This is a genomic window from Granulicella mallensis, from assembly GCF_014203225.1.
Taxonomy (GTDB): Bacteria; Acidobacteriota; Terriglobia; order Terriglobales; family Acidobacteriaceae; genus Granulicella; species Granulicella mallensis_A.
In genome coordinates this window covers 1-19,994 of the sequence record NZ_JACHIO010000004.1, presented here as the reverse complement: position 1 = coordinate 19,994, position 19,994 = coordinate 1, and the positions used below count along the sequence as shown (strand labels likewise).

Sequence of the window (19,994 nt, the reverse complement as noted above, 5' to 3'; positions counted from 1 at the left end):
GCACCCTATCTCCGTTCACAGCGTCTAAAGCTATTGACGGCGGTTCGACTAAGCGGTAGAGAGCGTTGGGTTCAGCAATGAGTCGGCGTTGTTGTGGAAGAGGAAACGAGGAAGCAGATTGAATTCGACAGTCAAACAATTGTTGATATGGGTCTTTGCAGTTGCCTGCATTTTGGTTGGGTGGCGCTACGTCGCGACTACGATGGGAGCCGACCACAATAAGCTGACCAGCCTTACAGAGCTGCAGAATGACGCGGCCGCCGGAAAGATCTCGGAGGTCACTGTGACGGGGGTCGATGTCACGGGCAAGTACAAGGACGGCAAAGAGTCCTTCCATACGACAATTCCCCAGAACTATCCGGACCTCTACAAGAACCTCACTGACCATGGCGTGAACGTCATCGTCAAGGACCCCAGCGGCGGGATCTGGCTGACCATCCTGTTCCAGGTGGCACCGATCGCTGCGATCGCTCTGTTCCTGCTGTTCATGATGCGGCAGATGCAGTCGGGCGGAAACAAGGCGCTGAGCTTTGGCAAGAACCGCGCCCGCCTGCTCTCGATGCAGCAGAAGAAGATCACCTTCAAGGACGTCGCCGGTGTGGATGAGGCGAAGGAAGAGCTGAAGGAGATCATCGAGTTCCTGCGCGAGGCGCAGAAGTTCCAGCGCCTTGGCGGACGTATTCCCAAGGGCGTACTGATGGTCGGACCTCCGGGCACCGGCAAGACCCTGCTGGCCCGCGCTGTGGCCGGCGAGGCCAATGTTCCGTTCTTCTCGATCTCCGGTTCGGACTTTGTCGAGATGTTCGTCGGCGTCGGTGCGAGCCGCGTACGCGACCTGTTCGAGCAGGGTAAGAAGAATGCTCCCTGCATCATCTTCATCGATGAGATCGACGCTGTAGGACGGCACCGCGGTGCAGGTCTCGGCGGCGGCCACGATGAGCGTGAACAGACGCTGAACCAGCTCCTCGTCGAGATGGACGGCTTCGAGTCGAACGATGGCGTGATCCTGATTGCGGCGACCAATCGCCCTGACGTTCTCGATCCGGCGCTGTTGCGTCCGGGCCGCTTCGACCGTCGCGTGATCGTCGATCGTCCTGACATTCGCGGACGCGAAGAGGTTCTCCGCGTTCACTCGAAGAAGGTTCCTCTGGCCGAGGATGTCGACTTGCCGATTCTGGCACGCGGCACACCGGGCTTCAGCGGTGCGGACCTCGCCAACATGGTGAACGAGGCTGCTCTTACGGCGGCGCGTTTCAATCGCAAGGCTGTCCACATGTACGACTTCGAAGTCGCGAAGGACAAGGTGTTGATGGGCGCTGAGCGCAAGTCGATGCTGCTGTCTGAGGACGACAAGCGCGATACGGCGTACCACGAGGCCGGTCACGTGCTCGTCGCCGCCAAGCGTGACCACTCCGATCCTTTGCACAAGGTGACGATCATTCCGCGCGGCATGGCGCTGGGCGTAACGATGCACCTTCCCGAGGAAGACAAGCACACGGTCACGAAGGACTATCTGAACACGCAGCTCGCCATCCTGATGGGTGGACGCTGCGCTGAAGAGATCTTCATGAACCGGATGACGACCGGAGCGGGCAATGACATCGTTCGCGCTACGGAGCTCGCCCGCAAGATGGTGTGCGAGTACGGCATGAGCGAGCTTGGACCGCTGACCTACGGCAAGAAGGAAGAGCAGATCTTCCTGGGCCGCGAGATCGCACAGGCACGGGATTACTCGGACGATACGGCGAACCAGATCGACAAGGCCGTACGCTCGCTGGTGGACGAAGGCTATCGCTCAGCTCACCAGATCCTCGAAGACAACCGCGACATCATGCACCGCATGGCTGCTGCTTTGCTTGAGCGTGAGACGCTGGATGCTGTTGAGATCCAGTTGCTCATTCAGGGCAAGGAACTGCCGCCGGCAAAGTCTTCTCTGGCCTATGCGGACGGAGATGGCGATGTTCAAAAGGTGTCGAAGCCCGAGAGCGGTCGCAAGACCGGCTTCAACGAAGGCCTGCCGACCACGGCTTAGAAGCAGAGTGTAGAGAATAGAGTGTAGAGAGTAGAGAAAACAGGGGCGGCGCGGAATGAGGTTATTCCGCGCCGCCTTTTTCTTGTCTACACTATGCTTTCTGATCGCAGCCAGTCCGGTCTGCGTGACCATATGCGTTTTAGTTGGCGCACGATCCAGCGGATGCTGAGGATCATCAGTACGAGGAAGACTCCGGCGATGGTGGCGGCGGTGTAGGGGTGGTGCGTTGCGATCCAGGTGAGGCCGATGGCGGCTACGTCTTCGGTGGTGGAGAGCGCGATGTTGGAGGCTGGTTCGGGGCTGGTGGTGACCAGGGTGCGGGCCGCGGTCTTCGAGGTGTGGGCGATGGCAGAGATGATTGCGGCGGCTGCGGCTGCGAGCAACTGCAGCTCTGGTGAGAGCTGAGAGGCTGCTTTGTAGGCAATCAGTGTCGCGACCGGAACGCGGACGAAGGTCTGGGCGGCGTTCCAGATGAGGTCGAAGGCGGGGATCTTGTCGGCGAAGAACTCGATGACAAAGAGCAGGGTGGCGGCTCCCATGACCCAGGGATTCGTCAGGGCGTTCAGGGATGGCGGCAGCATGACCCAATGAAAGTGCGCCAGGATGCCCAGTGTGGCGACCGTGGCGTAGAGGTTGAGTCCGGCGGCGAAGCTGATGGCGACGATCAGAGCGGCGATGGTGGGGGGCGTGAAGGTCATGGGTGGGGACCTGTTTGGTGTATGGAGGGAATCGTATCGTAAATCGAGACGTACGGCTGCAGGTATGCTCCCATTGCGCGAAGCGCAAACTGCGACGCTTCAGCGTTGCGGGGCGGAGGGAGCCGTGGCCTTTAGGCCACGGAATTCAGGCTCAGCAAAGGTGTGGCCTTTAGGCCCGGGCCTTCTTTCGGCTGCGAGCAAGAGGCCCGGGGCTAAAGCCCAATTCTTGCCTGGTTCCTATTCCGTAGCCTAAAGGCTACGGCTCCCTCCGTCTCCATGACGCTGAAGCGTCATGGAACGCGCTTCGCGCAATTGGATGACGACGAAAACAAGCAACGGCGAAAGACGGAGTGACAGAGGTGGATGTTGTCAGCGGTGCCGGTGCGATAGGCTAACTCCATGAAGAAATGTTCGCTGCTGAGTGGTCTTTTTCTGGCGATGGCCGTCGCAAGCTACGCACAAACGCAAACCTCAACCCAGCCATCGGCCCAGAGTGCGACAACGACGCCCGGAGTTACTGTCGGCCATGGGGCGCATCCGCCTGATGAGGTAAAGCCTCCCACCAAAGACGATTTGTTGCGAGGCTCTTATGGCCCGTATCGCGCCAACAACGACCTGCTCTTCTACCATCTGGATATGCGCGTCGATCCCGTGGCGAAGTCCATTGCCGGGACGAACACCATTCGCTTCCGCATGCTGGCGGACGGCAAGCGCATCCAGCTTGAGCTGACGCCGCAGCTCAGTATCGACAGCATCAAGCTCGGTGAAAAAACTCTGCAGTACACCCGCGAAGAGCGTACGGTCTGGATCGACTTTCCGGAGACGCTGCACAAGGGCAATGTCTACGAGGTCGCGTTCGCCTACTCCGGCAAGCCGGTGACGCAGGGCCGCTTCGGGTGCTTCTCTTTTGATAAGGACAAGGAGGGCAAGCCCTGGATTACGACGGCCTGCGAGGAAGAAGGTTCGAGTGTCTGGTGGCCGAACAAGGACCAGTGGCGCGATGAGCCGCAGGACGGTATGGAGATCGATGTCGCCGTGCCGAATGGGTTGATGGATGTGTCGAATGGCCGGTTCGTCAGTAGCAAGGATCTGGGCGACGGCTATACGCAGTGGAAGTGGCTGGTGCACTATCCGATCAACAACTATGACGTGGCGCTGAACATCGGCGAGTATCAGCACTTTTCAGGCAAGCACGGAGCGACCACGCTCGATTTTTATGCTCTGCCGGAAGACCTGGAGAAGGCCAAGGCGCAGTTCGCGCAGGTGCCCGAGATGCTCGACGCCTATGAGCACTACTTTGGCGAATATCCGTTCGATAAGGATGGGTACAAGTTGATCGAGGTGCCGTATGCGGGTATGGAGCACCAGTCGGCGGTGGCCTACGGCAACCACTTTGAGAACGGCTACTATGGCCGCGACTGGACGGGGGTGGGGATCAGCCCGAAGTTCGACTTCATCATCATTCACGAGAGCGGGCATGAGTGGTTTGGCAACTCAGTGACGGCGGCAGACCCGTCGGATATGTGGATTCACGAGGGTTGGACCACTTACCTGGAGGTGCTGTACGTCGAGTACCGCTGGGGCAAGGCCGATGGGCTGCGCTATGTGAATGGGCTGAAGGCGAAGGTGAAGAACGAGCTACCGAGCATCTCGCAGCATGGGATCAACAGGGAGCCGCCGCAGGACCAGTACTTCAAGGGCGCGCTGATGATCAACACCCTGCGCAGCGTGATCGGCGACGATGCAAAGTGGTTTGCCGATATCCATGACTTCTATCAGCGCTTCAAATATCAGAACATCATGACTGAAGACGTCGTGAGCTGGTGGAACGAGCGGACGGGGATGAACCTGACGCCGTTCTTCGACGAGTACCTGCGGCACGCGGCGCTGCCAGTTCTGGAACTACAGCTCGATGAGGCGAAGCACACGATGAGTTATCGCTGGAAGGCGGATGAGGCAGGGTTTGCGATGCCGATCCAGGTGGGCGATCCTCAGCACTGGACGACGGTGACTCCTGTGACGGAGGAGTGGAAGACGATGCCGTGGGCGGGGACGCGTGAGGAATTCAAGGTCGCGACCGATTTGTATTATGTCGGGGTGAAGCAGGAGTAGGTTTCCTTGTAGACCCGTCAACCCACGGTTCTCTTATGGGAACCGTGGGTCGGCTCTCATGTAGAACTTGTACGCATCCTCATGGGTGATTCTGAATCCGTGCCTTGCGTAAAGATGAAGTGCCGGATTGATCTTTACCACGGCTAATGTGATGGTTTTTGACTGGCTTCTGGCTCGCGCCAGAAGCATCTGCAAAACCTGGCTGCCGATGCCTTGCCGCTGCATAGCCGGTATCACATACAGCGAACCAAGATTGATAGACGTACCTTCCAACTGTTCCTGAATCCAGCCGACATCGCGGTTGTCGACGGTAATGATTCGGACCTCATCGAGCCTGAAAAAGCCAATGAAATACGCTTCCTCACGAGCTTGATCCCATCCGAACAAACGCTCGATGATCCAGCGCATCGTTTCGAAGTAGAGGTTACGAGCGAAAGCGAGGTCTTCAGCCTGAGCTTTTCGAAAGCCAATCTCCATGCGTGCCTATGATACCGGAACTGCCAGATCCGGCAATCAGGCGCCAGGGATGTCTTTGTAACGGTGACGTGAGGAATCCGCACCTGCTGTTGTTGGGCGCTATCATTGAAAAGATGCGTGCGCTTTGTCTGCTGTTCCTCCTCCCGATGACTGGCTGTGGTTACCACGGCGTGGGTGCTGCGTCGCACATTCCCGCGAATGTGCGTACGCTTGCTGTGCCGATCTTTCAATCGAAGGTGCAGGCCTTTCGCACCGAAACGGCGTTTACGCAGGCGGTGGTGCGAGAGCTGAACACGCGCACCCAGTATCGTGTGCTGACAGCGAGTGGCGACGGTACGTTTACGGGCAGCGGGACGTCTGCGGATGCGACGCTGCGCGGCACGATCCTGACCGAGACGGTCGCGCCGTTGACGTATGACGCTTCGAGCGGTCAGACCTCGAGCTACCTTGTCACGGTGACGGCCCAGGTGGAGCTGGTGGCGCACGATGGCACTGTTCTGTACAGGAACGATGCTTTCGGCTGGCGCGAGCAGTTTCAATCGACGCAGGATTTGAGTGGCTTTGTGGAAGAGGATGGAGCTGCTGTGCGGCGCATGGCGCATGACTTCTCGGAGGCCCTGGTGAGCGATATGCTGGAGTCTTTTCAATGAGCCCTTCTTCTTCAAAATTGCGCAGCTTTGCGGCGGCGGAGCGGTTTGTCGCGGAGATCGGCGGCGATGCCCGGCGACCGGGGTATGTGCTGCTCGGTGACGAGTCGTTCCTGTACGAGATCTGCCGCCGGGGCGTTCTGCAGACCCTGGTGCCGGGCGAGCTGCGCGACTTCTGCCTGCACGATCTGGACCTTGGGGAGACCTCGATCTTTGAGGCGCTCGATCTGGCGCAGACTCCGTCGCTGATGGCTCCGTTCCAGGTGCTGTTCCTGCGCAATATCCAAAAGCTCTACGGTCGTGGGCAGAAGAAGGAAGAGTTCGCGGCGATCGATGAATACTTTCGCCGGCCCAATCCGCAGGCGCTGCTGGTGTTTGTGGCTGACCACATCAGCCTGCCGCAGGACCTGCGCAAGATGGATATGCAGGACAAGGAGCGGGCCGAGCGCATTCGCGAGACGCTGGGCGACGCCTGCGGTGTCGTTGAGCTGCAGCGTGTGAGCGAAGACGATGCGGTGCTCTGGGTGATGCGCGAGTCCGAGGCCAAGGGCGTTCGCTTCCATGAGGACGCGGCGCGCGAGCTGGTCGATGCGCTGGGCGCGGAGATGCTCACCATTAAGAGCGAGCTGGAAAAGTTGATGCTGTATGCCGGTGCGCGGGGTGAGGCGGCTGGCGATGCAGGGATTGACGTTGCGGATGTAGAGACGATGGTTGCGGCGGCCAAGCAGCGCAGCCTGTACGAGCTGACCGATGCCATTAGCCTGAAGGATGCGCCGCGCGCGTTGGCGCTGCTGCACGGGCTGTTGAATGCCTCGGATGGCGGTGAGGATGCGGCCATTGGGCACATCTTTACGCTGGCGAAGACCTTTCGGCAGATGCTGGTGCTGAATGAGAAACAGGTAAAAGATCAGCGCGCGATGTGGCAGGTGCTGTGGCCTGGTTTTCGTGTGGCTCCGTTTGCTGCCGACGCTTTGATCGCACAGGCCCGGCGATATCGCGACCGTGGTGAGCTGACTCGTGGGCTGCGGTGGATTGCGAAGGCGGACCTGGAGCTGCGCTCGAGTCCTGCGGACAAGCGGCTGGTGTTGGAGCGGCTGGTGATGCGGTTGGCGAGCAAGGCGCGTGTGCCGGAGTTGGAACAGGCGTCGTAGGGCACGTCATTGAACTGTTCTTTTTGTGGAGCCGAAGGTGCCAACCAGTTTGTTGAGGCACAGATCGGAAGGGTATGGCTTCAGCCATGCCGCTAACCCAGCGTTCGACGGTTCTTTCCTCTCTGCCGAAGGCTGGAGTGAAGGCGTAGCCGCAACGACTGAATTGCCTTTTTTGGTTGTGGCGAAACCGCCTACCCGAGCCACAACTCTCTCTGGCGAGCCCTGCACAGCCTTGGCAGCACCGAAAAAAGCAATTCAGTCGCTCCGGCTACGCCTCCGCTTCAGCCTTCGGCAGAGTGGAAGAGATCTGCTCACCTGCTTGTTCGGCCTGGCTGAAGCCAGGCCCTTCCGATCCTAGCCTCAATAAACTGTTTGCACCTTCGGCTCCACAACAAGAACAGTTTGATGTTCCGACATGTGGCCGAAACGATAAACGCTATTGCTGCGGTGGTGCGTGTTTGCCGAAGGGTGGTTTGCGGGAGGGGTCGGAAGGGATTGTTGTGGGGTCTTTGAGGATCGCGGGATCGGGGATCGGGACGGTGAGGCTCGAAGGCCGGATGAAAGCTCGTGTCCCTTCGAGGGTGACTGCGATGCTGTGCATGCCAGGGGTCATGACGCTCGGTCTTGGGAACTCAAGGATGTAACGGCCGCGCAGCAGATCGACGAACCTGCGAAGTGTTTGTGGAAGTTCCTTGTCTGTCGTCCTCAGGATCAACCCTCCGCTGCGCTGGCAGAGAACGCTGAAGGCACGCTCCCAATCATCAAAACTTTCCGGGAAATAATCGAATATCGGATTGCTTACGCCGATGACAGTCACGCCCCCGTCGGTGATCAACGATTCGATATCGTCTCTGCTGATGTTGCTGTGTCCGTCGTAACCATCGGTGAAGGCAAGAATGACGCGGCGGCCAGGCTGTTCGGCAAGCCGTTGAACGATGAAAGAAAACGCGTTCCATAGCGGCACAGCGTTCCCACAGGTCGCGCGGGATTTTCCCCGGTGGACCGTAGTCGATTGAAGTGCCTGGTCGATGGCCTCTTTGATCTTGTTCGAGTCGGCCGGAATGTTATTGGCGGAACGGACCATGTTGCAGTCCAGGGAGTAGATGGAGACATGATCCTGGGGGCGAAGGGCTCCTAGAGCCATGGCGGCCAGGGGCTGGCTTGAAGCCAACGGCAGCTTACTGGCGTTGTTGTCGCTTAGATCGAGCAGAATGGCAAGCGTGATGGGATCGTCCCCCTCCAGCCGGACGTGCGTAGGCTGGAAGCGAGGCCCGGAGTCCAGGCTGACGCGGAACTTCTGAATGTCGACCTGGGGTAGCGTCTTCATGGAGGCGCCGAGGACGAGGGTGGGAACTTGAACGAGGTCGGCATAGACGTGCAAGGTGTAGGGAACCGTCCCCCCTTGCGGGCTCTGTCCGGCCGCGGCCATGCAAAGAAACATCGTGACCGGCAGAATCGCTCTAAAGCGCCTCATTGCAGCAGTATGGCAGAATAAGTGATTGCCTGGTCGGAAAGCGTCTTTGAACAGGGAGAGTGTGATGGGTGTTGCTTTGAAGTCGGCTGTCATGGCCGGTGTTTTCTTGGGTTCGCTAGCCATAGCCTCAGCGCAGACACAGGCTACTGCGCCAACCCCACCGCCTTCGCCACAGCAGCGGATGCGCGAGATGGCGGAGTTCACGAAGACCCATTACACCAAGCACGAGTACCGCATTGCGATGCGCGATGGGGTGAAGCTCTATACCGTCGTGTATACGCCGGTTGCGGGGCAGTTCAGCGATCCGGGACCCTATCCGTTCATGATGTCGCGTACGCCGTATAGCTGCGGCAACTATGGCAACGATGTGATTCAGCCTCGCGTGACGAACAACACCACGCTGCTGAAGAGCGGCTATATCCTCGTCTGCCAGGATGTGCGCGGCCGGTGGGAGAGCGAAGGCAAGTGGGTCGAGATGACACCGTCGAAGGACGGCAAGGGCATCGATGAGTCCACCGATATGTACGACACGGTCGAGTGGCTGCTGAAGAATGTTCCTGCCAATAACGGCAATGTCGGCATCCAGGGCATCAGCTATCCGGGGTTCTATACGGCGGCGAGCATTGTGGACAGCCATCCGGCAATCAAGGCAGCGAGCCCGCAGGCTCCGATCATCGATCTCTGGATGGGAGACGATGCCTATCACGGTGGCGCATTCATGTTGGATGGCAACCACTCGTTCTATGCGCCGTTCTTCGCTCCGCAGAAGAACCCATTGAAGGTTGAGCCGAAGAACGACTTCGACTTCGGGACGAAGGACATGTACGCCTACTACCTGGGCATGCAGACGCTCGCAAACCTGGATACGCCGAAGGGTGGGACGAACGAATACTTCCACGATCAGATCGTGCACACGACCTACGATAGCTATTGGCAGGAGCGTAATCTCGCGCCGCATATGCACGGGGTGAAGACTGCGGTGATGGCTGTGGGTGGTTGGTTCGATGCGGAAGACCTGTCGGGGCCGGTGAAGGTCTTTCATGCGATCGACAAGCTGAGCCCGGAGGCTGCCGCAAACACGCTGGTGGAGGGACCGTGGGTGCATGGCGGATGGGCGCGTGGGCCGGGCTCGTCGCTGGGAGATATCAATTTCGGTTCGGAGGCAGGGACGTTCTATCGCGAGAACATTGAGGCTCCGTTCTTTGCGCACTATCTGAAGAACGTGGACTGGACGCCGCTACCCAAGGCCTACGTGTTCGAGACCGGAAGCAATGTCTGGAAGAAATACGACGCCTGGCCGCCGAAGCAGGCTGTAGCGAAGACGATCTACTTCCAGCCTCATGGCGGGTTGGCGTGGACTGAGCCGCAGGAGCGCGACAGCAAGGACGAGTATGTGAGCGATCCGGCGCATCCGGTGCCGTTCACCGAGTACACGACCGACGACATTCCACAGCGCTACATGGACGACGATCAGCGTTTTGCTGCGCGGCGTCCTGACGTGCTGGTGTACGAGACCGAGCCTCTGACAGAGGACGTGACCGTTGCAGGCCCGGTGAAGCCGAAGCTGAAGATTGCTTCGACCGGTACGGATTCGGACTTTGTTGTGAAGCTGATCGATGTGTATCCGAACGACTACAAGGATGCCAGCGAGGATGAGGCCGAAGGTAAGCATGTGACGGCAGCTCCTCCGGTGTTTCTACAGGGCTACGAGATGATGGTGCGCGGCGAGCCGATGCGCGCGAAGTTCCGCAACTCGTGGGAGAAGCCTGAGCCGCTGGCTCCGGGCAAGGTGACGGAGGTCGAGTTCACCATGCAGGATGTGAATCACACGTTCCTGAAGGGGCACCGCATCATGGTGCAGGTGCAGAGCTCGTGGTTCCCGCTGGTGGACCGCAATCCGCAGACATTCGAGGATATCTTCACGGCTAAGCCGGAGGATTTCAAGAAGGCTACCGAGACGGTGTTTCACCAGGTGGATGCGGCGAGTGGGGTGGAGTTGATGGTGCTGCCGAAGTAGTGGTGCTGAGAGGAAAAGCAAAGGCCGCGAGGAGAATCGCGGCCTTTGCTTTTTAGAGGAGTCGCTTGCGGATGAGGGTGGTGAGAGCAGAACTGTCTCCCGTGGCGTAGCTGATGCGCGAGGCGTGATTGTTCTCGTCTGGAGTGAGGCCTGTCCAGACGAGACGGTGGCCGGCAGTGAGCGCGAGGTTTCGGATGAACTCGCGTTGTGCACGACCGTTGCCTTCGCGGAAGGCGTGTACCGCGTTGATCTCGCCTAGATAGTGACCGGCGCGGAGGGAGAATCGGTCGGAGTCCAGGTGCTTGAGATGGTTCTCGGCTCGCAGGGAGGTGAAGATGTTTTCGAGCGATGGAGCGATGAATTGCGGTGGTGGAAACCCGAAGGAATTCGTGCGCGAAGTCGTGACTTCGCGGAAGTCGCCCGCCCAGGGGAAGATGTCTTGAAAGATGTAGCGGTGGATGGCGCGGAGATGCGGGGTATCGAACTTGCCACGGAGAGGAGTCTCGTTGAGCTCCATCACGCGTATGTAAGAAAGCTGCGCGATGGCTGGTTCTAACTGCGAAGGGTTTGTGAATCCCAGTTTGTTGCGGAGGATTCGGTGCTCGTCATCGAACTGACTATCGTAGATGACACCGCTCAAGGCTAAAGGCCGTACATGGCTCGTACAGACGAACCAAGTTCCTGGAGCGTGATCTCACCGGCTACGTAGCGCTCAGAGAGAGCGAGAACCTCGGGACTGGGAGAAACGCCTTCTGCCAGTGTGGTTCCTAGAGCAGAATCAGCAATTCTGCGGCGCTCTTCCATCTGTGCGATGGGGGCGGCTTTGGGGACAGATACCAAATGCGTGGCAGCCATGGTGATCTCCTCTGTCTATTTTACTAGCGTTTGACCGGCGTTTGTTAGCTTTTTGGCATATTGGCGACGTCGAACGGATGCTCCAGGCTGGGGCTTTGGGGCGTGAATAACTGCGCTCCGTTCTCGGTGATGAACATGTCGTCTTCGAGGCGAACGCCGAACTTGCCGGGGAGATAGATGCCCGGCTCGTCGGAGAAGACCATGTTGGCGGCGAGCTTCTGGGGGTTGCCGCCGACGAGGTAGGGCCACTCGTGCATGTCGAGCCCGATGCCGTGGCCGACCCGGTGCGTGAAGAAGTCGTAGCCGGGGCCGTAATTGGCGTCGGTGATGATCTTGCGAGCGGCGGCGTCGACGGACTGGGCTTCGACGCCGGGCCGGGCTGCGGACAGTGCCGCGGACTGGGCGCGGTGGACGATGTCGAAGACGGTGCGCTGCAGGTCGGTCGGCGTGCCGTAGACGAAGCTGCGTGAGATGTCCGAGGTATAGCCGTCGACCGTGCAGCCGTCATCGATGAGTACGATCTCGTGCTCGCGGATGATCTGCGGCGTTCCGGTGCCGTGGGGCACGGCGGAGTTGGGGCCGGTCTGGCAGGAGGCGTCGCCCTGTACGCCGCAGCGTTCGTAGGCCTTGGCGATGAGGGCGGAGAAGTGGTCGTTGGTGTCGCCGGGGCCGCACGAGAGGTAGACGGCCTTGTAGACGTCGAAGGTGATCTGGTTCGCGAGGCGGAGCAGGGAGAGCTCGACCTGTGATTTGAGCGAGCGGCAGCCTGCCGTGACCGGCGTGGCGGAGACGATCTTCAGCGCGGGACAGGCGTGGGCGATGGCGTTCGAGAAGGCGAACTGCGTGTGCTCTTCCAGACCAAGGGTTCCTGTGGTGATGGAGCTCTCCGCCAGGGCGTGCTGCAGGGTGGCGTAGGGGTCCTGATTTTCCTGCCAGAGGTAGCTGAGCGTCGTGTCGTGCTCGGGGAAGTGCTTCTGCGCCTCATTGAGGCGGTCGCGCTCCAGGTGCGGGCAGATGACGAAGGGCGCGGCGGCCTGGGGAATGATGTAGGCGAAGAGACGTTCCGACTGCCCCCAGCGGATTCCGGTGAAGTACTGCATGGAGGCCCCGGTGGTGATCAGGATGGCGTCCAGACCGTTCTGCTTCATCAGTTCGCGGGCGCGGTCCAGCCGTGCGTTGCGCTCGTTGACGCTGACGGGGGAGATGTCCTTGCGGCGGTCGGTGAGCGCGAGGATGGGCGCGGGGAGGGCAGGTTCGGAGGGTTGCGGGGCGGGTTTCTGCTCGGCGTGGAGGGCGAGCGTGGGGGCCGTGGCTGCGGCGGTGAGGAGAAAGCGGCGGCGAGAGAGCATGGTGGGATTGTAGGTTGAATTTGTGGGGCGGGGCTATATCGCTGCTGTTGTCTTTGCTTTTGCCTTTCTGGTTGTCATTCCGAGCGGAGCGAGCGAACCTGCTTTCTCCCGTTCTTTGTCCTACTACCCGGAACGCGTAGGGCAGAAATTAAACGCATGGGCTGGCTCTTAGCATTTTGGCACCACAAGCGAAAAACGGGAGGAAGCGGGTTCGCTCCCCTTCGACTTCGCTCAGGGTCGGAATGACAACCAGAAAGGCAAGTGCAACAGCAAATGCAAAAGCAGATTCCCTGCGGGAATGACAACCAGAAAGGCAAAGGCAAAAGCGGAGGCAGAAGGTTAGGCAACGGCGAGAGCAAAGGCGTTCTCAAAAGTGAGGGCGGCGGCAAAGTAGCCGCAGGGATGCTCGCAGGTTCGGGCAAGCTCTAAGATGGATGTTAGGTTTGGCTTGATTCGAGAAGGTGGCGGAGACGAGATGACGACGAAGGTAGCGTTAGAGCAGCATGTGGCGGCCGGAAGCCCGGAGTTGCGAGAGGTGTTCGGTGGTGTTGCGGCGGCTGCGCGCGAGATTGCGAAGCAGATTCGGCTGGCGGGCCTGAGCGACGCTCTAGGAGCGTATGGCGCGGTGAATGTGCAAGGGGAACAGCAGCAGAAGCTGGATGTCTTCGCGAACGACGTCATGATCAAGTGGCTTGGTCAGGTGGCGAGTGTCGCAGCCTGCGTGAGTGAAGAGGACGAAGCGCCCGTGGTCTTTGCGAACGCCGGGGCGAAGTACATCGTGATCTTCGATCCGCTGGATGGATCGTCGAATATCGACGTGAATGTGAACGTCGGCACAATCTTCAGCGTGCAGGAGTTGCAGGGGGGCGATCTGAATGCGTCTATTCTGCAGCAGGGGACCAAGCAGGCGGCGGCAGGCTATGTCGTCTATGGCCCTTCGACGGTGATGGTGATGACTACAGGGACGGGTGTGGCTGCGTTCACTCTGGACGATAGCGGCGAGTTTATTCGTAGCAACGATGCGATGCAGATGCCGGAGCAGGGGCCGTACTATTCGACGAATGAAGCCAATGCCGCCTCGTGGCCTGCAGCGTATCGCGAATACCTGGCGATGTTGTTGCGCGGCGATCTGAACGGCAAGACCTATAGCTCGCGCTATATCGGCAGCCTGGTAGCGGACTTTCATCGCACCCTGCTCAAGGGAGGAGTGTTCCTGTATCCGCCGACCGATAAGGCCCCGAAGGGCAAGCTGCGGCTGCTGTATGAGGCGAACCCATTGGCGATGCTCGCCGAGCAGGCAAACGGCGCGGCGGTGAATGGGCCGGAGAGGATTTTGGAGCTGCAGCCGGAGCAGATCCATCAGCGCACTGCACTGATCGTCGGCAGCAAGCGCGAGGTCGAGGCCTTACAGAAGGCCGTGCTGGAGGCTCGTTAGTGGCTGGTTCTGTAGGGGAGAGGCTTTATTACGACTCGCCGGCGCAGGAGTTTACGGCGACGGTGGCGGACATCCGTCTGGACTCGCATGAGAAGAACGAGGCGGGCGAGAAGCAGCAGCTCTGGCAGGTAGCGCTCGATCGTACGGCGTTCTATCCCGAAGGCGGCGGCCAGCCGTGGGATACCGGTGTGCTGATCGCGGTCTCGCGTAGCGGGGCGACGCTGGAGGTTGCGGTCGAACGTGTTGAAGAGGATGAGGCGGGTGAGGTGTGGCATTACGTCCGCAAGCCGCTGGTCGAAGGCACGGAGATTACAGGCCGCGTCGATGCCGCGAGGCGCATGGACCATGTACAGCAGCACTCGGGGCAGCATCTGCTGTCGGCGGTCTTCCTGAGCGAGCTTGAGGCGAAGACGGTTTCGTTCCATTTGGGCGCGGAGACTTCGAGCATCGACCTTGTGCTGCGTGAAGGCTCGGAGCGGCTGTACGAGGACGAGTTGCAGCGGGTAGAGGCTGCGGCGAATCGGTTGATCTTCGAGGATCGTGTGCTGACGCCTCGCTGGGTTTCGCGGGGTGAGGCAGAGGAGATGTATGAGCGCGGCGACCTGCGCAAGCTGCCCGAGCGCGAAGGGCCGATGCGGATCGTCGAGATGCAGGGCGTGGAGTTCAACGCCTGCGGCGGAACGCATGTGGCGTCGACTGGAGCGATTGGTGGGTTGATGCTGCGGCGTATTGAGAAGGTTCGTCAGGGCTGGCGGGTGGAGTTTGTCTGTGGGCGGCGTGCGATCCAGGCGGGGCGTAAGGATTTCAGTCTGTTGGCCGAGGTAGCGGGTTCGTTGAGCGTTGGCGCGGGAGATGTGCCGGGGCGTGTGGCCTCGCTGCTGGAAGATGCGAAGGCTGCGGCGAAGGAGCGGCGCGGGCTCATTGAAGAGCTTGCCCGGGCCGAGGCTGTGGCGCTGGTGGCGGAGGCTGTTGAGGGCTCGGCGGTGCGTGCGGTGTTCGTAGGTAAGGAGATGGAGTTCGCGAAGCAGGTTGCTGCCAAGGTGGCTGGTTTCGGCCGCATGGCGGTTGTGGGCGCGACGAATGGAGCGGAGGGATCGCTTGCGATGGCGCGGCCTGTGGGGTTGCTGGCCGATTATGGCAAGGTGCTTCGCGAGGTTCTGAGTGCTGCAGGGGCTCGCGGTGGGGGCTCGGCGGACCGTGCGCAAGGAGTATGCCGTGCGGAGCAGGTGGAGGCTTTGCTGGGGCAGTTGGTCGAGGCGGTCGCGGGGTGAATTGGGGGCAGGAGATTTATTTAAGAGCTACGAGGGGTTTGAGCTTCGAGCTATGAGCCGGTGATGGGTTGCTGGGGCGGCGAGGTTAGCTGGCTGTGCATTGCTGGGGCCGGGAGACGTTTAGGCTGGAAGGGTGAGCCTGTTTTGCGATGTCGCGTTGCCGGTGCCCCTGGACCGGGCCTTTACCTATGAGCTGAGAGAGCTTGAGGCAGAAGTTGGCGCTCGTGTACTGGTGCCGTTTGGTGGGCAGCAACTGATCGGTGTCGTGGTGGGATTGCATGATGTGCGCCCTGACCCGGAGGTCGAGGTCAAGGCTGTTGCGCGGGTGCTGGATGAGGCGGCGCTGCTCTCCGATGAACTGATGCAGCTTGGCAAGTGGATCGCGCAGTACTACTGCGCGCCGCTGGGCGATGTGCTGCGCGGCATGCTGCCGCTGACGGCGGAGGTGCGGCGGCAGTGGGTCTATCGCATCGGTGAGCAGGGCAGGCGCGTACTGTATGAGGGCGCGGCGAAGGGGTCGTCGCGGCGGTCGAAGCTGAGCGTCGAGGACCAGAATCGCGAGTATGCGGTGCTCAACTACCTGGAATCGGGCGAGACGTCCAAGATCTCGGCGATTCGCAGTGCGACCGGAGCGAACAAAGCCCTGCTGGATGCGATGGCGAAGAAGCGCTGGCTGGTGCGCGAGCCGCTTGCGGAGGTGCGCGATGCGCGGCGGGTTGAATCGGTTGCGGTGCTGGAGGAGCAGGGCGCAGGGCCCAGGGCTCAGGGTTCAGAAGACGAGGCGGCGGGGAAGCGGTTGCCGAAGCTGAATGAGAATCAGCTTGCGGTGATGGCGGAGCTGGCGGGTTGCGGAGGGCGTGAGCTGGTGCGCGAGTTGCGTGCGCGGCTTGGGGCGCGAGGGGTGCCTGATTCGACGCTGGCTACTCTGGTGAAGCGTGGGCTGGTGCGGCTGGAAGAGACTGCCCAGGCGTTTCATGTGAGCGGGCTGGGAAATGGCGGCAAGAAGTTTGCGCATGAGCACGCGCTGAATGAGGCGCAGACCGAGGCGCTGGGTACGCTGGTGGCGGCGATGGAAAAAGGTGGATTTCGCCCGCATCTGCTGTATGGGATTACCGGCTCGGGCAAGACGGCGGTGTATGTTGCCGCGATGCAGCGGGCACTGGCTGCGGGGAAGAGCGCGCTGCTGCTGGTGCCGGAGATTGGGCTTACGCCGGGCATTGCGGCTCAGATGGTTGCTGCTTTCGCGGGTGAGGTGGCGCTGCTGCACTCGCAGCTTACGCCAGATGAGCGCGCGGAGCAGTGGCATCGCATACGTCGTGGAGAGGCTCGGGTGGTTGTCGGCACGCGTTCGGCGGTGTTTGCGCCGATGCCGGACCTGGGGCTGATCCTCGTCGATGAAGAGCATGACGGCAGCTACAAGCAGGAGGAGACTCCTCGCTATCATGGCCGCGACGTGGCGGTGATGCGGGCGAAGCTGCTGGGCTGCACGGTGGTGCTGGGCTCGGCGACGCCTTCGCTGGAGAGCTGGAACAACGCCGAGCGGGGACGCTACGCCAGGGTCGAGATGCGCGAGCGGGTGCAGTCGCGGCCTCTGCCCGCAGTCGAGATGATCGACATGCGCGAGGAGTTTCGCGAGACCGGGCAGGAACAGATGTTCTCGCGCAGGCTTCTCGTCGAGACACAGGCTACGCTCGATCGCGGGGAGCAGGCGATTATTCTTCTCAACCGGCGCGGGTACAGCTTCGTTGTGATGTGCCGAAGCTGCGGCGAGAAGATCGAGTGCGAGAACTGCGCGATCTCGCTGACGTACCACAAGCCCGGCAACGAGCAGGATCTCAACGGGGAGGCTCGCGTGGGGCAGCGGCTGGAATGCCACTACTGCGGCTACAAACGCGGTGTCCCGAAGGCTTGCCCGAAGTGCGCGAGCGAGCATCTGTACTACCTCGGCGCGGGGTCGCAGCAGGGTGAGGAGCGGCTGCAGGAGCTGTTTCCGGGGGCACGTATCGGCCGGATGGACCGCGACACGGTGCGTACGCGCGGCGATATGGAACGGCTGCTGTCGCGCCTGCACTCGGGTGAGATCAACCTGCTGGTGGGCACGCAGATGATTGCGAAGGGGCATGACATTCACGGCGTGACGCTGGTGGGCGTCGTCGGCGCGGACTTTGCGCTGGGGCTGCCGGACTTTCGCGCCGCCGAGCGCGTCTTCCAGCTCATTACGCAGGTGAGCGGGCGTGCGGGACGCGGCGACCTGCCGGGCAAGGTGCTGGTGCAGACCTACCAGCCCGACCACTATGTGAACAAGTTCGCGCGCGAGCATGACTATACCGGCTTCGCAGCGCGGGAGATGTACTTCCGCCGAGGAATGCGCTATCCGCCATTCAGCGTGCTGGCAAACGTGATCGTGCAGAGCGAGCACCTGGAGGAGGTGCTGGACTGGTCGTCGCGACTGGGGCGGTGGTTTGAGCAGCGAAAGCTGGCTGGCGTTCGTGTGCTGGGGCCGGCGGCGGCGCCGTTATCGCGGCTGAAGAGGATCTATCGCTATCACTTCATCCTCAAGGCCGACCGCCGGGATGTGTTGGGGCCTGCGCTGCGGGAGATGCTGGCGGTGATGGATCGCGAGGAGATTCCACGGCGATCCGTAGTGGTGGACGTGGATGCGATGCACCTGATGTAGGGAGTGCCGTACAGTCGAACCGGAAGGGCACGGTTTCAACCGTGCCGAATGAGATCTCTCACAACCCTCTTTTGCTGTTGCGGCGCGTAGCGCCGCAACAGCAAAAGAGAGATAAAACCAGCTGTTTTGCGGCATGGCTGAAGCCATGCCCTTCCGGTTTGTTCCCCGCAAAACATGGACGTTCTAATCCAGCAGGTGGAGCTCTTTTCCGGGTTTGAAGCGGACGGCTTTGCCGGGAGTGATCGTGACTTCGGCGCCGGTGCGCGGGTTGCGGCCTACCCCGGTCTTGCGGGGTTTTACGGTAAATACGCCAAAACCGCGCAATTCAATGCGATCGCTGTTTCCAAGGGCATTCTTCATGGCCTCGAAGATTGCGTCTACAGCCGCTTCCGCCTTGGTACGCGGAAGACCTGTGCGTTCTACTACGCGCTGGATGAGGTCTTGCTTGATCAAGCAGGGTCGCCTTTCTTTTTCCCGAACACAGCAGTGAAAACGGTTTCACAGTTACCAGTTACATCGACTGTGGAACCGCTCAAGGGCGCCGTGCGCGGTTCCGATGTACGCCCGTCTCCGATGGTAGAAAGGGCTATTTCGATTGTCAACGCCGCATAGAAGTTTGCTATGACACGGTTTCCTTGCAGAGATGAGGCCGACTGAGAATAGGATGCCTTTTTTCCTCAGGAAAGATGGCGCAGGAAGATTTATCTGGAGTACATGCAGCGGCGAAATGCTCTAGGCTCAATGCAACAGGATCGAAAAGGCCAGACTAGCATCTGTGGCGGGTCTGTGCACTTCAGGCGGCATCAAGGAGCACGATGGCAATCAAGAGCGATAAGTGGATTCGCCGGCAGGCGAACGAAAACAAGATGATCGAACCGTTCAGCGAGAAACAGGTGCGCGACGGTGTGATCTCCTATGGACTGTCTTCGTACGGCTATGATCTGCGCGTTTCGGACGAATTCAAGATCTTTACCAATGTAAACAGCGCGATCATCGACCCGAAGAACTTCGACGAGCGTTCTTTTGTCTCGGTGCAGGCTCCGAGCGTGATTGTTCCGCCGAACTCGTTCGCGCTGGCGAAATCGATCGAGTACTTCCGCATCCCGCGCGATGTGCTGACAATCTGTGTAGGCAAGAGCACGTATGCGCGCTGCGGCATCATCGTGAACGTAACGCCGTTCGAGCCGGAGTGGGAGGGTTTTGTGACCCTCGAAATCTCGAACACGACGCCTCTGCCGGCGAAGATCTACGCCAATGAGGGCTTGTGCCAGATCCTGTTCTTCCAGAGCGATGAGGCCTGCGAGGTCAGCTATGGCGACCGCAAAGGCAAGTACCAGCACCAGCAGGGAATTGTGCTGCCCAAGCTCTAGGTTGAGATCGATGTGCTTCTGCGTTTTGTTTATGTCCCTCACCACAGAGACGTCATCCTGAGCGGAGCGTCCCGGCCTTTTGGGACGCGGAGTCGAAGGACCCCGAGGGTTGCCATCTTGCCCAAACCTTTGGCACCTTTTCTACCCCGAGAGTTCGAGCCTGAGCTTTCGTGCTGGAAAGGTCCTAACCTCTCCGGGCGAGATAAAAGACCTTCGGGGTCCTTCGACTCCGCAACTCGCAAACTACGCGAGTTGCTTCGCTCAGATGGTATGAAGAGCGGCGTACCTTCCTGGTACGTGCTCGAGGCACAGATAATCCATCCGGAGGAAGATACGCCATGCAGACCCACGTAGGAGTAGATCTACATCAGCGATTTTGCTATTTGACGGCAGTAGATGCAAGAGGGAAGAGGTTGAAGCAGTCGCAGG

16 protein-coding genes are annotated in these 19,994 nt (G+C 60.2%); 9 read left to right on the top strand and 7 right to left on the bottom strand.

Features of this window, described 5'->3' with window-relative positions:
* Positions 1-118 precede the first annotated feature (118 nt).
* Complete coding sequence (gene ftsH / locus HDF15_RS05050) at positions 119-2,032, top strand: ATP-dependent zinc metalloprotease FtsH (protein ID WP_184253389.1); 1,914 nt, start codon at positions 119-121, stop codon at positions 2,030-2,032.
* Between the two features lie 86 nt (positions 2,033-2,118).
* On the opposite strand, the gene HDF15_RS05045 is transcribed toward ftsH, so the two are convergent.
* Positions 2,119-2,730 (bottom strand): DUF4126 domain-containing protein, encoded by a 612-nt coding sequence (locus HDF15_RS05045; RefSeq protein ID WP_184253387.1) that lies wholly within the window; start codon positions 2,728-2,730, stop codon positions 2,119-2,121.
* Positions 2,731-3,129: 399 nt separating this feature from the next.
* Here HDF15_RS05045 and HDF15_RS05040 point away from each other — a divergent pair, with 399 nt between their 5' ends.
* Positions 3,130-4,842 (top strand): M1 family metallopeptidase, encoded by a 1,713-nt coding sequence (locus HDF15_RS05040; RefSeq protein ID WP_184253385.1) that lies wholly within the window; start codon positions 3,130-3,132, stop codon positions 4,840-4,842.
* Positions 4,843-4,875: 33 nt separating this feature from the next.
* Here HDF15_RS05040 and HDF15_RS05035 read toward each other — a convergent pair whose 3' ends face one another.
* Positions 4,876-5,319, bottom strand: a complete 444-nt coding sequence (locus tag HDF15_RS05035; RefSeq protein WP_184253383.1) for a GNAT family N-acetyltransferase — start codon at positions 5,317-5,319, stop codon at positions 4,876-4,878.
* Between the two features lie 68 nt (positions 5,320-5,387).
* Here HDF15_RS05035 and lptE point away from each other — a divergent pair, with 68 nt between their 5' ends.
* Both lptE and holA read left to right on the top strand, forming a co-directional pair.
* Positions 5,388-5,969 (top strand): LPS assembly lipoprotein LptE, encoded by a 582-nt coding sequence (gene lptE, locus HDF15_RS05030; protein WP_311733039.1) that lies wholly within the window; start codon positions 5,388-5,390, stop codon positions 5,967-5,969.
* Entirely contained in the window at positions 5,966-7,117 is a 1,152-nt protein-coding gene (gene holA / locus HDF15_RS05025) for a DNA polymerase III subunit delta (protein ID WP_184253381.1), read from the top strand. The genes lptE and holA overlap by 4 nt, the downstream gene beginning before the upstream one ends.
* Before the next feature lie 436 nt (positions 7,118-7,553).
* Here holA and HDF15_RS05020 read toward each other — a convergent pair whose 3' ends face one another.
* Complete coding sequence (locus HDF15_RS05020) at positions 7,554-8,591, bottom strand: hypothetical protein (protein WP_184253379.1); 1,038 nt, start codon at positions 8,589-8,591, stop codon at positions 7,554-7,556.
* Positions 8,592-8,655: 64 nt separating this feature from the next.
* On the opposite strand from HDF15_RS05020, the gene HDF15_RS05015 reads away from it, so the two are divergent.
* Positions 8,656-10,608: a CocE/NonD family hydrolase gene (locus tag HDF15_RS05015; RefSeq protein WP_184253377.1), complete on the top strand. Its 1,953-nt coding sequence runs from the start codon at positions 8,656-8,658 to the stop codon at positions 10,606-10,608.
* Between the two features lie 52 nt (positions 10,609-10,660).
* Here HDF15_RS05015 and HDF15_RS05010 read toward each other — a convergent pair whose 3' ends face one another.
* From HDF15_RS05010 to HDF15_RS05000, 3 genes are read right to left on the bottom strand one after another with little or no spacing between them, the layout of a single operon-like run.
* Positions 10,661-11,248 (bottom strand): Fic family protein, encoded by a 588-nt coding sequence (locus HDF15_RS05010; RefSeq protein ID WP_184253375.1) that lies wholly within the window; start codon positions 11,246-11,248, stop codon positions 10,661-10,663.
* A gap of 2 nt (positions 11,249-11,250) precedes the next feature.
* Positions 11,251-11,463, bottom strand: coding sequence for an antitoxin VbhA family protein (locus tag HDF15_RS05005; protein WP_184253374.1), 213 nt, complete (start codon positions 11,461-11,463; stop codon positions 11,251-11,253).
* Between the two features lie 44 nt (positions 11,464-11,507).
* Positions 11,508-12,812, bottom strand: a complete 1,305-nt coding sequence (locus tag HDF15_RS05000) for a Xaa-Pro peptidase family protein (RefSeq protein ID WP_184253372.1) — start codon at positions 12,810-12,812, stop codon at positions 11,508-11,510.
* A gap of 475 nt (positions 12,813-13,287) precedes the next feature.
* Between HDF15_RS05000 and fbp the strand changes: the two genes are divergently transcribed.
* The 3 genes from fbp (at position 13,288) to priA (ending at position 18,195) form a co-directional block, all read left to right on the top strand.
* Positions 13,288-14,247: a class 1 fructose-bisphosphatase gene (gene fbp, locus HDF15_RS04995; RefSeq protein WP_184253370.1), complete on the top strand. Its 960-nt coding sequence runs from the start codon at positions 13,288-13,290 to the stop codon at positions 14,245-14,247.
* A complete protein-coding gene (locus tag HDF15_RS26190; protein WP_184253368.1) occupies positions 14,247-15,518 on the top strand; it encodes an alanyl-tRNA editing protein in 1,272 nt (423 codons plus the stop codon). The genes fbp and HDF15_RS26190 overlap by 1 nt, the downstream gene beginning before the upstream one ends.
* 133 nt (positions 15,519-15,651) lie before the next feature.
* Entirely contained in the window at positions 15,652-18,195 is a 2,544-nt protein-coding gene (gene priA / locus HDF15_RS04985) for a primosomal protein N' (RefSeq protein ID WP_184253366.1), read from the top strand.
* Between the two features lie 183 nt (positions 18,196-18,378).
* On the opposite strand, the gene HDF15_RS04980 is transcribed toward priA, so the two are convergent.
* Complete coding sequence (locus tag HDF15_RS04980) at positions 18,379-18,648, bottom strand: HU family DNA-binding protein (protein ID WP_014267048.1); 270 nt, start codon at positions 18,646-18,648, stop codon at positions 18,379-18,381.
* A gap of 362 nt (positions 18,649-19,010) precedes the next feature.
* Here HDF15_RS04980 and dcd point away from each other — a divergent pair, with 362 nt between their 5' ends.
* Positions 19,011-19,565 carry a dCTP deaminase gene (dcd, locus tag HDF15_RS04975; RefSeq protein ID WP_184253364.1) on the top strand — a complete coding sequence of 185 codons (555 nt, stop codon included), beginning with the start codon at positions 19,011-19,013 and terminating at the stop codon, positions 19,563-19,565.
* Positions 19,566-19,994 lie beyond the last annotated feature (429 nt).

Excerpts from the sequence above, each read along its gene's own strand:
- holA (WP_184253381.1), top strand. The coding sequence starts at position 5,966 with ATGAGCCCTTCTTCTTCAAAATTGCGCAGCTTTGCGGCGGCGGAGCGG.
- fbp (WP_184253370.1), top strand. The coding sequence starts at position 13,288 with ATGACGACGAAGGTAGCGTTAGAGCAGCATGTGGCGGCCGGAAGCCCG.
- HDF15_RS05000 (WP_184253372.1), bottom strand. The coding sequence starts at position 12,812 with ATGCTCTCTCGCCGCCGCTTTCTCCTCACCGCCGCAGCCACGGCCCCC.
- HDF15_RS05035 (WP_184253383.1), bottom strand. The coding sequence starts at position 5,319 with ATGGAGATTGGCTTTCGAAAAGCTCAGGCTGAAGACCTCGCTTTCGCT.
- HDF15_RS05005 (WP_184253374.1), bottom strand. The coding sequence starts at position 11,463 with ATGGCTGCCACGCATTTGGTATCTGTCCCCAAAGCCGCCCCCATCGCA.
- HDF15_RS05040 (WP_184253385.1), top strand. The coding sequence starts at position 3,130 with ATGAAGAAATGTTCGCTGCTGAGTGGTCTTTTTCTGGCGATGGCCGTC.
- dcd (WP_184253364.1), top strand. The coding sequence starts at position 19,011 with ATGGCAATCAAGAGCGATAAGTGGATTCGCCGGCAGGCGAACGAAAAC.
- HDF15_RS05045 (WP_184253387.1), bottom strand. The coding sequence starts at position 2,730 with ATGACCTTCACGCCCCCCACCATCGCCGCTCTGATCGTCGCCATCAGC.
- HDF15_RS05020 (WP_184253379.1), bottom strand. The coding sequence starts at position 8,591 with ATGAGGCGCTTTAGAGCGATTCTGCCGGTCACGATGTTTCTTTGCATG.
- HDF15_RS05015 (WP_184253377.1), top strand. The coding sequence starts at position 8,656 with ATGGGTGTTGCTTTGAAGTCGGCTGTCATGGCCGGTGTTTTCTTGGGT.